This is a genomic window from Wansuia hejianensis (genome assembly GCF_014337215.1).
Lineage (GTDB): Bacteria > Bacillota > Clostridia > Lachnospirales > Lachnospiraceae > Scatomonas > Scatomonas hejianensis.
Genome location: NZ_CP060635.1, coordinates 3804592 through 3817751 on the forward strand (window position 1 = coordinate 3804592; position 13160 = coordinate 3817751).

Annotated in this window: 15 protein-coding genes and 1 tRNA gene; 14 read left to right on the forward strand and 2 right to left on the reverse strand. The window is 50.0% G+C overall.

All coding sequences use genetic code 11. The annotated features are described in order from the left end of the window. The first annotated feature begins 5 nt into the window (after window positions 1–5). On the forward strand, window positions 6–458 hold the full coding sequence (locus tag H9Q79_RS17460) for a YwiB family protein (protein WP_118644690.1): 453 nt from the start codon (window positions 6–8) through the stop codon (window positions 456–458). Between the two features lie 99 nt (window positions 459–557). Here the strand turns inward: H9Q79_RS17460 and H9Q79_RS17465 are convergent, their stop codons facing one another. Then, the gene (locus tag H9Q79_RS17465; protein WP_118644688.1) at window positions 558–1013 is read right to left on the reverse strand and encodes a hypothetical protein; all 456 of its coding nucleotides are present in this window, start codon (window positions 1011–1013) and stop codon (window positions 558–560) included. Between the two features lie 103 nt (window positions 1014–1116). Continuing rightward, a complete protein-coding gene (locus tag H9Q79_RS17470) occupies window positions 1117–1278 on the reverse strand; it encodes a type II toxin-antitoxin system antitoxin (protein ID WP_118644686.1) in 162 nt (53 codons plus the stop codon). A 281-nt stretch (window positions 1279–1559) separates the two neighbouring features. Here H9Q79_RS17470 and H9Q79_RS17475 point away from each other — a divergent pair, with 281 nt between their 5' ends. From H9Q79_RS17475 to H9Q79_RS17530, 13 genes are all read left to right on the forward strand, one after another. Further along, on the forward strand, window positions 1560–1907 hold the full coding sequence (locus tag H9Q79_RS17475) for a PadR family transcriptional regulator (RefSeq protein ID WP_118644684.1): 348 nt from the start codon (window positions 1560–1562) through the stop codon (window positions 1905–1907). After that, complete coding sequence (locus H9Q79_RS18300) at window positions 1900–2034, forward strand: hypothetical protein (RefSeq protein ID WP_283245088.1); 135 nt, start codon at window positions 1900–1902, stop codon at window positions 2032–2034. Before H9Q79_RS17475 ends, H9Q79_RS18300 begins: the two co-directional genes overlap by 8 nt. 1 nt (window position 2035) lies before the next feature. After that, window positions 2036–3382, forward strand: coding sequence for a polysaccharide deacetylase (locus H9Q79_RS17480; protein WP_118644682.1), 1347 nt, complete (start codon window positions 2036–2038; stop codon window positions 3380–3382). Window positions 3383–3435: 53 nt separating this feature from the next. Further along, a complete protein-coding gene (gene tig, locus H9Q79_RS17485) occupies window positions 3436–4602 on the forward strand; it encodes a trigger factor (protein ID WP_249328835.1) in 1167 nt (388 codons plus the stop codon). Between the two features lie 73 nt (window positions 4603–4675). Then, window positions 4676–4748: transfer RNA gene (locus H9Q79_RS17490), tRNA-Ala, on the forward strand. 159 nt (window positions 4749–4907) lie between these two features. Further along, window positions 4908–5741, forward strand: a complete 834-nt coding sequence (locus H9Q79_RS17495) for a tyrosine-type recombinase/integrase (protein WP_249328836.1) — start codon at window positions 4908–4910, stop codon at window positions 5739–5741. A 470-nt stretch (window positions 5742–6211) separates the two neighbouring features. Then, a complete protein-coding gene (locus H9Q79_RS17500) occupies window positions 6212–6709 on the forward strand; it encodes a hypothetical protein (RefSeq protein WP_118644676.1) in 498 nt (165 codons plus the stop codon). After that, window positions 6699–9566: a vWA domain-containing protein gene (locus H9Q79_RS17505; RefSeq protein WP_249328837.1), complete on the forward strand. Its 2868-nt coding sequence runs from the start codon at window positions 6699–6701 to the stop codon at window positions 9564–9566. Before H9Q79_RS17500 ends, H9Q79_RS17505 begins: the two co-directional genes overlap by 11 nt. A 7-nt stretch (window positions 9567–9573) precedes the next feature. Further along, window positions 9574–9825 carry a hypothetical protein gene (locus H9Q79_RS17510; protein ID WP_118644670.1) on the forward strand — a complete coding sequence of 84 codons (252 nt, stop codon included), beginning with the start codon at window positions 9574–9576 and terminating at the stop codon, window positions 9823–9825. Further along, window positions 9818–10369, forward strand: coding sequence for a signal peptidase I (gene lepB / locus H9Q79_RS17515; RefSeq protein WP_118644668.1), 552 nt, complete (start codon window positions 9818–9820; stop codon window positions 10367–10369). The genes H9Q79_RS17510 and lepB overlap by 8 nt, the downstream gene beginning before the upstream one ends. Before the next feature lie 143 nt (window positions 10370–10512). Further along, window positions 10513–11568, forward strand: a complete 1056-nt coding sequence (locus H9Q79_RS17520) for a DUF7601 domain-containing protein (protein ID WP_249328838.1) — start codon at window positions 10513–10515, stop codon at window positions 11566–11568. Further along, entirely contained in the window at window positions 11561–12346 is a 786-nt protein-coding gene (gene srtB / locus H9Q79_RS17525; protein ID WP_249328839.1) for a class B sortase, read from the forward strand. Before H9Q79_RS17520 ends, srtB begins: the two co-directional genes overlap by 8 nt. A 27-nt stretch (window positions 12347–12373) precedes the next feature. Next, the gene (locus H9Q79_RS17530) at window positions 12374–13003 is read left to right on the forward strand and encodes a streptococcal pilin isopeptide linkage domain-containing protein (RefSeq protein WP_249328840.1); all 630 of its coding nucleotides are present in this window, start codon (window positions 12374–12376) and stop codon (window positions 13001–13003) included. The last annotated feature ends 157 nt before the right edge of the window (window positions 13004–13160 follow it).

Below are 13160 nucleotides of genomic sequence, written 5' to 3' on the forward strand. Positions count from 1 at the left end.
ACGATATGACAAAAGAAGTGATCATCACCATACGGGGACTGCAGTTTATCCAGAGCGAAGAGGATATGGAGCCTGTAGAGGTGGTAACGCCTGGAGAATATTACAAGAAGAACGGCCAGCACTATCTGTTGTTTGAGGAAGCAGTGGAAGGCTTTGAGGGAACGACACATAATGTGATGAAATTTAAAGAAGACCAGCTGGAAGTCAGAAAAAAGGGTCTTGTCAATGTACATATGGTATTTGAGGAGAACAAAAAGACGCTGTCCTATTATCAGACGCCTTTTGGCGTTATGAATATGGGAATTGCGGCGACGAATATCCAGGTTCACGAAGGGAAAAATAATATAGACCTGTTGGTCAATTACGCGCTGGATCTGAACGAGAGCTATGTCGCGGACTGCACGATACAGATGAATGTCAAATCCAAAGAAGAGGGCAATTTCCGCCTGGAATCATAAGAAGGAATTCATCAGAAAGATGCTGGACAGATCAGAATAAAAAACAGCCAGGAGTTTTCATTAGTGAAATCCTGGCTGTATGTCTGGCTATTAAGGCTATCAGATCTCTCCGCGTCCCTTTCGGAGAAGCCTGTTGAAGGCGCTTTCTTTCTTTTTCTTGGGCGGTTCCAGAGAACCGCGGATGCCCTTGGCGCCGATGATGTACAGCCCGCTTACTGTCGCTTTGATCTCCTTCTTGACAGGGATCAGTTCATAGACAGCAGCGTCGGCAATAAATGTCATGATCTTAGGGCCGACTTTGGCTTTCACGATGGGAAGCTTTGTCCTTCTCATGAGCTTGGGGGTCTGGTCAATGACCATTTGGGGAAGCCCGGAATCCTTCAGCCTCAGTTTCTTTTTATCGATAATCAGCATGCTCATTACCTGTTTAGCTGCTTCAATCTGTTCTTGTTGTGCTTCCTGCTTCTTCTGTGCTCTCTTCCCAAGTATTACCAATACGATGATGACCGCTGCGACGGCAGCCAGCACGATCAGTAAAATCTGCCACCAATTCATATGCATACCTCCTCTATTATTCTTCCATATTCTATCATTTATTCATTTAAAAGGCAATGCTGAATTTTTCAAAACTTCCGGTTTAAGAATCGCAGGATTATTTTTATTCCAGTGTCCCGTGCTTCTGTTCATGCTGAGAAATGGCCTGGCGAATCAGATATAATATTTCGCCGTTAATAGAGCGTCCGTTGAATTCCGCAAGGCTTTTTAGTTTTTGATGAGTTTCAGAGTTAATGCGTAATCCCAAATGTTTATCTTTATCCATAAAATTTCCTTTCTGATTGATTTGAGCATCGTGTCCATGTAATATATAAGTACATTTTAAGTACGCACAGATGAGCGGTGGCTGGGATGTACTTGTTTTAAGTACATAATATTTTGACCAGATGAAATTTCTAAAAACCGGAAATGCTTTTGAGGATTATTCTTAATATTAAACAATAGTGATAGATAAGGCGACTCCATTGTGAATATTGACAAATGATTGTGGGATATTAACAATAATTAAACCAGAGTGAATGAGTAAAGGAAAGGGGAATTTGATTTATGGAACTGAAAGACAAATTTAGAAAGGGATTGATGGATATGCTTGTTTTAAAAGTCTTATCCAGAAAAGATTCTTACGCTTACCAAATAGCCCAGACACTTGAGAACGTTTCACAAAATGCTGTTACCTTTGCTGTTCCGTCGATGTACCCTCTCCTGAACCGCCTGCAGCGTCAGGGTTTTGTAAGCTCTTATTTCCTGGATGATCCGAAGCACAGGGAACGGGTCTATTATCACATCGAGCCAGCCGGCCGGGAGCAGTTGGATTTGCTGACAGAAGCATATTCCAAAGTAAAAAACGGCGTGGAGGCGATCTTAAATTATTCCATATCAGATATGGATGAGTGAGGAGTATCAGTTTTCTGTCTACTTGCTTAGTATCGCCCTGCTGTGTTATAATAAAACGACCGGCGGCATCACCAGACTTTCGGCTGCTGGTTTGCTTCTGGTAATTGCTGCAGACGAAGGAGAATAAAATGACAGACAAAAGGCTATCGGATGAAGAGCGCCGGCGCCGGGCGGGCATGCGCCGCAGGCAGGAGCTTCGGAGAAAGAGACGGCGGAAAGTGATGATCATGCGTCTGATCATCGCCTTAATAGGCGTATTTGCAGTCTTTCTGGCAGTCTGGGGGATTTCTTCCGCTATCCGTGAGGGGAAAAAACTGACAAGTACGGCGGATGACGGGCAGAAGGAGGCAGTCGTCCAGGCGGCAGGTATGTCTGAACCAGGCAAGTATGCGGAACTTCTGGCCGCGCAATATGACTATGACAGTGCGATCGCGGTTCTGGAATCCATGGAAAACGCGAAGAAGGATGAAGCGATACAGGCTGCAATCGGGGAATATAAAGCAGAAAAAGAAAAACTGGCCGCAGTGGATGCAAGTTCAGTGCGCCATTTTTCTTTTCCAACATTATTGGTGAATGAGGCGGCTGCGGCTGAGGGGACATCTCCCCTGACAGTGGAACAGTTCCGTCAGATCCTTCAGGAACTGTATGACGGCGGCTACGTGCTGGTGGATCTCTATGATCTGGCTTCTGCAGTAAAAGATGAAGAAGGAAACGTTAGCTATGAAGCAGGCGTGCTCTATCTGCCGGAAGGGAAAAAGCCGTTTGTGCTGTCTCAGCGGGATGTGAGCTATCCCTTTGAAAAAGCGGGGAACGGTTATGCCTCGCGGCTGATCGTAGACGATGAAGGCAGGGTGGTTAATGAATATAAGCAGCCAGACGGCAATACGGTGACGGGAGATTATGATATTGTGCCCTGTCTGGAGACATTTATCAGCGAGCATCCGGACTTTTCCTACCGGGGAGCCAAGGGAACCCTGGGACTCACCGGTTACAACGGTGTTCTGGGCTACCGGACCAGTCCGTATCTGGCTGTGTCGGCGGCCGAGGGCAATCCATACGCCGACGGTTACGGTACCTTTGATACCGAAGCAGAGGCAGAGAGCTGTAAGACTGTGGTACAGGCTTTGAAGAACGGGGGCTGGAATTTTGCCAGCTATGGGAACAGCTATACCAGCTATGGCAGTGAGTTCTCTCAGATGCAGTCCGATGCCGACCAGTGGCAGGCCAACGTTGCGCCTGTGGCCGGAGGGACGGATATCCTGATTTTCCCCTGTGAGACGGACATTGGCAGTTGGAGCGACTACACGGATGAAAATACGAAATACACGTATCTGAAGGATCAGGGGTTTCGCTTCTTCTGCATAGAAGAGGGCGATAATCTGAGCTGGCTGCAGGTGAGAGCCGGTTATGTGCGCCAGGGCATTCATGAGATAGATTCGTATGAAGAATTTCAGAGCGTGCTGGCTCTGGAATAATCAACGGCGCCGGTGAGCGCAGATACCAGAATATTGAGACAGAAGGGATGTTTATGAGAAAAAAAAGGATTTTAGCTATTTTATGCCTTGCCACAGCGCTGGCTGCAACAGGCTGCAGCAATGATACTGTGGATAAAGACCAGGGAACTACGTCGGAGAGCGGGAAATCAAACGACACAGCGGAAGAAGGAGCTTCTGACGGCAAAAGCAGCGATATTTCCTCCGTTGAGCCGGATACCACTCCGATTACAGAGGGTGATTTTGCACTGGCAGATTGTGTGAAGCTGGGAGAATATAAAGGACTGAAGCTGACCCGGAGTGTGGAGGCTGTCAGCGAGGAAGATGTGGACAGCTATGTCGCTTCTCAGATGAATGTTGAAGAGGTAACGGATGCAAAGGCTACTGTACAGCAGGGCGATACGGTGAATATCGCGTATGAGGGGACAAGAGACGGGGTGGCTTTTGAAGGCGGGACCAGCAGCAGTTATGACCTGGTGATTGGTTCGGGCAGGTTTATTGAGGGCTTTGAGGATGGCATCATCGGTATGAAGGCAGGCGAAAGCAGAGATCTGGACCTCACATTTCCGGAGAATTATAAGACGGAGGATCTGAGGGGGGCTGCGGTAGTTTTTCATGTGACGGTCAATAAGATTAGCCGTGCCCCTGAACTGACGGATGAATGGGTGCTGGAGAATACGGACGGGGAATATACAACGGCGGAGGAGTTCCGGCAATTTGCCAGAGACAATCTTGAGACGAACAAACAAAATTCAGCGCTGCAGGCCATGCGCCAGGACGCCTGGAGACAGGTTGAAGAGGGCACGGAATTCTTGCAGCTTCCCAGGGCCTATGTGGAAGAGGGAGAGACAGAATTTGAATCTGGAGTAAAGCAGGAAGCGGCTTACAGCGGCATGGAGCTGGATGCCTATATAGAGGCCAACGGCCTGAGCCAGGAGCAGTACGAGAACCGTAAGGAGCAGTATGGGAGAGCGGCCGCCAAGAGCCGCCTGATGCTGGATGCTCTGCAGGAGGCGGAGGGCCTGAGCACAGAAGATGAAGAGTACCAGGAAGGCCTTGAGAAGCTTGCAGAGTCCTATGGTGTGGATGCGGATACGCTGGTAGCCTCCTATGGGCAGAACACTGTGGAACAGTATATCATGACCAGCCGTGTGCTGGACAGGCTGCTGAGCTATGCTGATATTACAGATGAAACGGAGTAATCCTCATTTTTTTGCAAAAAAATGCAGGTTGAATTTGACATCTGGCCTCATTTGCGGTATATTAGGTGAGGACGGGGCATTAGCGCAGCTGGGAGCGCGCCACATTCGCATTGTGGAGGCCGTGGGTTCGAATCCCATATGCTCCATACAGGAAGCACTTTCGGAAGAAGGTGCTTTTTGCTTGCCCAATATCGTCCTGGCCGCCTGGTGCATGAAGAAGTCCCTGTCGTTTTTTTGCTGGTTCACTGAGTAATTGAGAAGCTGATCGGATATGCTATGTATAGAAAAAAACAAGGGAGGCCATTATGAAGTCATTGAGCATGAAAATTACAGATTATCTGAAATATCTGAAAGAACAGGAAAAATCAGCTTCTACCAGGAGGCAGTATCATAAAGATATACTGAACTTTCTGGACTATTTTGGCACAACCCCGGCCTCTAAGGACCTGGTGATAAACTATAAAGAAATCCTTCAGCTCAGCTATCGGCCGGCCAGTGTGAATACAAAACTCGCGGCGATTAACGGGTTCCTGGAATTTGCGGGCAGGCCGGAACTGAAGGTCCGTCTGCTGAAAATACAGCACCGGCCATATTGTCCCGGGGACAGGATGCTCACGAAAGCGGAATACCTGCGGCTGGTGAAGGCATCCGAGAGCCGTAAAAATGAGAGGCTGTCATTGCTGCTCCAGACCCTCTGTTCGACAGGGATACGCGTGTCAGAGCTAGCGTTCATTACCGCAGAGGCGGTAAAAACAGGAGAGGCAGTCGTCAGGCTAAAAGGAAAGACACGGATTGTCCTGATCCCGGGAAAAATGAAGAGAAAGCTGTCTCTCTATATAAAGAAGCAGGAGATCCAGTCAGGACCGGTATTCCTAACCCGGGGAGGCAGGCCGCTGGACCGCAGCAATATCTGGAAGATGATGAAATCACTGTGTACGGACGCCCATGTTGACCCTGAAAAGGTATTCCCGCATAATCTCCGCCATCTGTTCGCCCGCTGCTTCTATTCTATCGATAAAGACCTTGCGAAGCTGGCAGACATTTTAGGGCACAGCGATATCAACACAACCAGGATCTATATCATATCCACAGGCAAGGAACACCTGCGGAGGCTGGATACGCTGGATCTGGTAGTTTAGTAAGATAAAAAAACACCACGTAATTCTTATTACGTGGTAAGTGCATTTAAAAATATGTACATAATTTTTTCTCAGGTTATTTTAAAATTATAGCCTAACAGTTCGGGAATGTCAATATTACTGTGGTAAAATTTGGGTTTTAAACTATAAAGCATGGGGAACAGGCCTTTCTGTCATGTGCGGCGGCAAGGCTTATTATATGTGCTTATTTTATTAAAAAAGCCGGTTTGACGGACAGAACTGTTGAAAAAAAGTTAATCAACCAGCATTTTTTGAGGAGCCAGGCCATTCTTATGGTTAAGGCTTTTCTTTTTTTGCCACATAATAAGAATTATGTGGCAAAAAACGTCAGATCTCGAGAAAATTGCCGGCTTAAAGGCAAGCCGGCCGGCAACCTCATGAACGGCAAACCGACATGCTGAAGGGGGCATGATTTCTGACGGGGTATACAGAAGAGGAGGAAAACAGCCATGCCGGAAAGGATTTTGCCAGCGCCGGCTGCCAGAGCACCGGTTACAACCAGGGATGCCCTTCTGATGCTGACTGTTCATAAATATGACGGCAGTTTTTCAGAGGGAGAGATAGCCAATGCCCATATGCTTTCCAGCGTCGGGTTTCAGGGATATGGAGATCTGCTGCTGAAAATGGAAAGGATTTATGATCTGCTGGAGATACCGGGATTTGGCCGGGAAATAAAAGGGAAGAGCAACGGATTCCAATGGACGGCAACGGATCTGGAGACGGCGGATGGTTGGGATATGAACGTACAGGCCTGGAAGAACGGCGGAGCCTGGGACGGCCGGCGCAGGCCTCATGTATTTGTGCAGACCATGTACCGGCAGCATTACAGCTGGCAGGGCAGCTGTTGCATTGACGGGCAATGGGAATATTTCCGCAGTGCTTTGGAATTGCTGCTTATGATAGATCACTTTATACGGAAGGAGCAGGAAAAAAATAATGAGAGGTAAAAAAAGAGAGCGCCAGAAGAATAAAGGGTTGAAAAGAACGCTGGCTTTGGCGCTGGCAGTATTTGTATTGCTGTCTCTGACAGAGGCTCCGCGGATTTTGGCGTCGTCGGGAAATTCGACCGAGCCGCACAGTGGCGCAGTGGCGGAACAGAGCGCGGCGGAAGTCCGGGATCAGACAGCCGGGACACAGGACGGAGCTGCCGGTACCCCGGGAGGAACGGAGGGCGGCCAGGCGGCGGATGAGGAAACAGAAGAGAATGACCGGCAGGCTGGAAGCAGCGGGAACGTGCAGGATGAGGAACAAGCGGATAGCGGCGGAACGGACGGAGGGATCGTTGAATATCTTCCGCAGGCACTTCCGGAAGGACTTACGGTAAAAGCCTGGACGGATGCGGGAGTATTGCCGGAGGACGTATATCTGGAAGTTGAACAACTTCCGGGAGAAGATCAAAACAGCAGATATGCAGAAGCTTTGCGTGCGTCAGGGACGGATGCGGACGGATTTATGCTCTGGGATATTGGCTTTTATGATGCGGCAGGTGAGAGAGTGGAGCCGGCCGGGGGTTCTGTGCATCTGGAGATAGCTTGCTCCGGATTGAATATATCAGAGATGGACACAGCTTCGCTGTCCCTGCGGCAGATGGCCGAAACGGAAAGCGGCATAGCGGTTCAGTCAGTGGCCGATACTTCGGAAAGCTTGTCTGGGAATATAGCGGTAGACGGCGAAACGGTGCATGCAGCCTTTACGGCGGAAAGCCTTTCGGTGTTCGCGCTGACCTGGTCCTGCAATCCTGAGGGCGGCACGGCCCGCGCTTTAGGTTCCGTCAGGGCAGCCAGACCGACTGCGCAGATGCGTGCCGGGCATGAAAAGTATGTGGAGAAAAAAGAGGACGGGACTTATGATCTGACACTGACCGTTTCCGGCATGGCCGGGACAGCGACTTCAAAAGCGGAGCTGGATGTGGTCTATGTGCTGGACAAATCCGGAAGCATGAATGATGGTCTGGGAGGCGGCTCGAAAAAAACCAGGCGGGAGGCGGCCAAAGACGCTATCGACAGCCTCACCGCCGCGCTGGCTTCCAATCAGAATATAGATGTGCGGTTTTCTCTTGTGACGTTCAGCGGGTCCGACGAGAGATGGGACCGCGCCTGGAACGATTCGGAAGTGGCTGTGGACTGGACGGGAGATACCAGACGGATAACCAGCAGCTCAGGCCCGTCTGCCAACGGAGGGACCAATTATCAGGCGGGACTGAGGAACGCCAAAGAATTGCTGGCAAGTGCAAGGAGCGGAGCGCTGACAGCAGTGATATTTATATCGGATGGAAATCCAACATTTCGTTATGATGAAAACGGATATACAACCGGAACCGGAAACAGTGACCTTTTAGGATATAATCTGCAGGCGGCCAAAGATGAGGCGGCCGGCCTGGGAACAAATTATTTCTATACAGTGGGAGTAGGTCCGAAAAATAATTATTCAAAGCTGCGTGATCTGAAGGATGCCGCTCCGGAAAATACGACAAAAGCATTCTACGAAGGTACGGATGAAGCTTCGCTGAACGCGGCCTTTGACGATATACAGGCTGCAATTACCACAATGCTGTGCAGTGATGTAACTATAGCGGATACCCTGAGCGGTCACGTGCAGCTTACAGGTATCGCGGCAGGAAACCCTGCTTCCATGACGGTAGCCGTCAGAGACGGAGAGGGGAATGTGGTTGTCTCCGGAGAAAACAGTGTGGAATTTGAAGGTGTGACGATCACGGCACGATATGACGAAAGCACCAGACAGGTGATTCTGGATTTCCCGGATGATTATGAACTGAAGGGTGGCTATACCTATCAGGTGACCGTTAATATAGAGCCGTCGGAAGCCGCATATGAAGCTTACCGGAATAATGGGGCAGCCTATACGGATACTGGAGAACCCGGGACAGGGCCGGCGTCTGAGGGGCAGCAGGGCTTTTTCAGCAACAGTGACAGCTCACTCACCTATACTTACAATGGCGAACAGATTAACGATTCTTATAACCGGCCCGTCGTACAACTGGAACCGGGAACTCTCGTTATAGAGAAGAGGATTGAAGGGCTGGAGGGTGAGGCCCTGGATTATCTGAGGCAAAACCTGAAATTTAATTATACGCTGAACAATGGCAGCCTCCAGGAAGTCCCATTCAGTGAATTCACCTGGAATCAGGAAAGCGGGAGCTATCAGTACCGGATAGAGGGCTTGTCTCCGGATACCGTCTATCAGGCCGGTGAAGTGAATGCGGATATCTCTTCTGTATACAATTATCTGTTAACAGCTTCTTCTCAGAACAGTCAGGGAACTGTAGAACGCCTGGAAACGAAAACGGCTTCCTTCGCGAATACATATGAGCCGGGCAGCCATGTTCTCACCATTGAAAAACGGGTGAGCGGCAGCATGGGCGACCACAACAGGGAGTTTTCCTTTTCATTGGCACTTGCCAGGGACGGTCAGGCATATACAGAGGATCTGATCTATACGGAAAATGAGAATTCCGGGGAGAAAACCCTTCGGGCTGACAAGGGAGTGTATCAATTCTCACTGGCGGACGGCGACGAAATACATCTGACCATTCCCCATGGCTGTGCGTATACAGTGGTGGAGGAAAATGCGGACTATATGCTGCAGGTGGAGCCGGGCGGCGGAGTGTATTCAGAAGGAAAGCTGACCGGCACGCTGAATGAAGATTCGGCAGCGGTCTTTACAAATACTAAAGAGATGGTGCCGCCTACGGGAATCGGCTGGCCGGTTCTCCCATATCTGGCAATGGTACTCCTGGCTCTGGCTTCCGCAACGGCCTTCAGGATGAGACGCAGAGAGGGTTAAAGGATTTATGGCGGTAAAAACCATGGAAGATATAACTGTTCTGATGGAAAAAATGCGTTTCCGGAAAAAATGGATCGGCGGTGTGGATGAAAAAGACGTCTGGCGCCAGATGGAGAATCTGCAGAATGCTTACCGCTCTGCTTATGAAATTCAACAGGAACGGTTCAGGGTCCTGATCCGTGAAAGGGATCTGGAGATCACTAAATTAAAGCGTCAGATTGCCAGCCAGAGAGGAAGTGCGGGTGAAACAAATGACTGAAAAGAGGCCGGAGGCGCCGGAGCAAGTGATAGCTGCCAGACGGAAGAGACTCGCAAACCAGGCGGAGATTACTTCCTTCGCGGCTCGCGGCGTTCTGCTGGTTTTACTGCTGTGTGTGATTTTCGGAATCGTCTTTGGAATTACACCTATGAAAAATAATGACATGTCGCCGGGTATCGGCGCAGGAGATCTGCTGCTGTATTTCCGCCTGGAAAATGAGCTGCGTGCCCAGGACATAGTGGTGTGGGAAGAAGCAGGTACCCAGTATGTCGGCCGAATCGTGGCGCAGGGCGGGGATGCTGTGGAGATTACGGAGGATTACAGGCTGAAAATCAACGGAAGCGTTGTCATTGAAAATAATATTTATTATTCAACGCCCAGATATGACAGCGGGGTTGAATATCCCCTGACATTGGGTGAAGACCAATATTTTATTCTGTGTGATTACCGGGAAGGCGGGAAGGACAGCCGATATTGCGGTGCGGTGGACAGAAGTGAGATTAAAGGCAAGGTAATTACCGTGATCCGCCGCAACAACTTATAGACGACGGGCCGCAGACAGACGGAGAAGCGATCTGTTGCCAGGGATATCGCGGATGCCGGTTCACGCCTTTGAGATAAAGCCTGCGCAGCGGCGCGGCAAAGACATAGTAAACAATATTTCAAGGAAAAGAGAGGATATGTAAAATGAAGAAACGTTTTTTAAGCAGACTATCTGCGGCCGTGGCCGCCGGAATTTTAACAGTGGCCGCTCTGGGATTCAATGTGTATGCAGCTGGCGCAGGAAATTCAAAAGGCAATGTATCTTTTGAAAAAACACTGGATATGGCCGGAGCAGAGGGAGCAAGCGTCCCGGACGTCACTTTTGGATGGACAATCGTGCCTGGCACGGGAGTTGCAGCCACCGGTAGCAATCCGGAAATCCTGGCAGGCGTCGGACAGCCTGTGGTAAGCGATGTGGCATACAGTCATACGGACAGTGCGGAGGATCTGACAAAAACTGCGGCTGTAGACTTTTCAAACGTGATATTCCCTGCTCCGGGAATTTACCGCTATGTGGTTACAGAAGAAGCTTCGCAGAATGCCGATGTTACCAATGACAGCAATCGTGTCCGCTATCTGGATATCTATGTGGAAAATGGGACAGAGCCGGATACCTATGTAATCAGTCATTCAGTCCTGTTGACAGAAGCAGTCACCCCTGGTCTGGACGGTAAATACGGAGACGGGACGTCCGGAAAAAGCAGCGGCTATGTAAACGCTTATGAGACTTACAGCCTGACTCTCAGTAAAGAGGTTACCGGTTCCATGGGAAACAAAGGGCAGGAGTTTGATTTCACCGTTGAATTCACAGGCCCCGCCAATGCCGTCTTCACCTATGGCAATGAAACAATCAGCCTGGATGGGCAGGGCAAGGCGTCTGTGACAGGAATCAGTCTGTCAGACGGAGACTCCATTGAGATTACAGGTATTCCTTCTACGGTGACTTACAAAATTACCGAAAATATTGCATCGACAGAGGGCTATACGACCAGTTATCAGATTAATAACGGCGCGGCAGCCGATGGGACTGTAACCGGCAGCCAGACGATGGGTAAAGCGGATCATACAGTAGCGTTTACCAATAACAAGGAAGCTGTGACACCAACAGGTATCTTTATGAACTGTGTGCCGTTTGTACTGATGGTGGCGCTGGCAGCCGCGGCTGCGTTCCTGTTCCTGCGCAGAAGGAACCGTGCATAAAAAACGTACCGGGGCAGGGCACAGAACTAGGAGGCTGTCCTGCCTCCAGGCGGCGGCCAGGATCGCGGGGGCAGGCAGCCGCGTTCTCAATGCAGCCGCAGCCCTGCTGATTCTGCTCCTGCTGTTATATGGCGGTTATTCCCTCTGGGATACTGTCATGATTTACCGGGGCGCTTTCGCGGGAGAAGAATTGCTGCAATACAAGCCTGTGGGAGAGCGGCAGGAAAATCCCACGCTGAAGGAGCTTCAGGGAATTAATCCGGATGTACGGGCATGGGTGACGGTTGAAGGAACACATATAGATTACCCGGTTGTGCAGGGAAAGACAAATATGGAATATATCAATAAAGATGTATTCGGGGATTTCTCTCTGTCGGGTTCGGTATTTTTAGATTGCCGGAACCAGCCGGACTTTTCTGACGGATACAATTTGCTGTACGGCCATCACATGGATAACGGCGGGGTGTTCAGCGACGTAGCGGAGTTTACCGGTCAGGATTACTTTGACAGCCATCAGAAGGGCGAACTCTATCTGCCTGGCGGGACACATGCATTCCAGGTGTTTGCCTGCGTGGAGACGGATGCGTTTGACAGCGTGATATTTAGTCCTGGCGGACAGGGAGATCAAATGGATATTTTTCTGGCATATGTCCGGGATAACGCGGTGCAGTACCGCGAGATCGGCGTCACGGCGTCTGATTCCATAATTGGACTATCAACTTGTGCCGAAGCTGAGACAAACGGCCGCGTGATCATTTTCGGACGGCTGGAAGAATAAAGAAGGCACAGGAGGGAGGTGTTTATCATGTTTCAGAGATTCAGAATAAGGTATATGGGCGTATTGCTCACCTCAATCCTTGCGGTTCTGTTTTTTCCGGGAAGGGTGCCGGCCGCGGAGCGTTCCTGCGCCGTATCCATACCCGTGGAAATAAGGGTGACAGGGAATGGCGTGCCGGCGGATGAAGAATATCGGATTCGCATAGGAGGAGAAAACGTTCCGATGCCCGGGGAGACGGAAATTACGCTGAAAGGCGGAGGAAAAGCGCAGTTTGGGCCAATTACTTATAGTACGCCTGGGGATTACCGGTACCGGATCAGCCAGACAGCGGGAAATGCTGAAAATTTTACTTATGATACATCAGTTTATACCGTGACTGTCCGGGTGGTAAATAATGAGGAAGACGGCCTCAGCGCTGAGATCTGGGCGGTTAAGGACGGGTCGGAAGATAAGAGCACGGAGATCGTGTTCAGCAACAGCTATAAAAAACCTGTAACGCCGGAGCCGAAACCGACAGCGGCGCCGGCCGCCCAGGCGAAGGCGGAAAACGTTGATACAGGAGATGATCAGGCGGCTCTGCCATGGGTTACGGCACTCCTTGTGAGTGCTCTGGGAACGGTGCTGGCGGTAAAATTGAAGCCGCGTCACAACAGGTAATCTCTTTTTAATGACCATAAGTAAAGGTTTTCTAAGGAAAACGGCATAGCCCGCTGTGGCTGTGCCGTTTTAACGTTCGGTCCGGGGAAACAGTTTAAATCTAACCGGCGCAGCGGAGGCGGGATGATCCGGTTGCGCCGCTGTTCTGCAGATGATA

Excerpts from the sequence above, each read along its gene's own strand:
- H9Q79_RS17460 (WP_118644690.1), top strand. The coding sequence starts at position 6 with ATGACAAAAGAAGTGATCATCACCATACGGGGACTGCAGTTTATCCAG.
- H9Q79_RS17465 (WP_118644688.1), bottom strand. The coding sequence starts at position 1,013 with ATGAATTGGTGGCAGATTTTACTGATCGTGCTGGCTGCCGTCGCAGCG.
- H9Q79_RS17470 (WP_118644686.1), bottom strand. The coding sequence starts at position 1,278 with ATGGATAAAGATAAACATTTGGGATTACGCATTAACTCTGAAACTCAT.
- H9Q79_RS17475 (WP_118644684.1), top strand. The coding sequence starts at position 1,560 with ATGGAACTGAAAGACAAATTTAGAAAGGGATTGATGGATATGCTTGTT.
- H9Q79_RS18300 (WP_283245088.1), top strand. The coding sequence starts at position 1,900 with ATGAGTGAGGAGTATCAGTTTTCTGTCTACTTGCTTAGTATCGCCCTG.
- H9Q79_RS17480 (WP_118644682.1), top strand. The coding sequence starts at position 2,036 with ATGACAGACAAAAGGCTATCGGATGAAGAGCGCCGGCGCCGGGCGGGC.
- tig (WP_249328835.1), top strand. The coding sequence starts at position 3,436 with ATGAGAAAAAAAAGGATTTTAGCTATTTTATGCCTTGCCACAGCGCTG.
- H9Q79_RS17495 (WP_249328836.1), top strand. The coding sequence starts at position 4,908 with ATGAAGTCATTGAGCATGAAAATTACAGATTATCTGAAATATCTGAAA.
- H9Q79_RS17500 (WP_118644676.1), top strand. The coding sequence starts at position 6,212 with ATGCCGGAAAGGATTTTGCCAGCGCCGGCTGCCAGAGCACCGGTTACA.
- H9Q79_RS17505 (WP_249328837.1), top strand. The coding sequence starts at position 6,699 with ATGAGAGGTAAAAAAAGAGAGCGCCAGAAGAATAAAGGGTTGAAAAGA.
- H9Q79_RS17510 (WP_118644670.1), top strand. The coding sequence starts at position 9,574 with ATGGCGGTAAAAACCATGGAAGATATAACTGTTCTGATGGAAAAAATG.
- lepB (WP_118644668.1), top strand. The coding sequence starts at position 9,818 with ATGACTGAAAAGAGGCCGGAGGCGCCGGAGCAAGTGATAGCTGCCAGA.
- H9Q79_RS17520 (WP_249328838.1), top strand. The coding sequence starts at position 10,513 with ATGAAGAAACGTTTTTTAAGCAGACTATCTGCGGCCGTGGCCGCCGGA.
- H9Q79_RS17530 (WP_249328840.1), top strand. The coding sequence starts at position 12,374 with ATGTTTCAGAGATTCAGAATAAGGTATATGGGCGTATTGCTCACCTCA.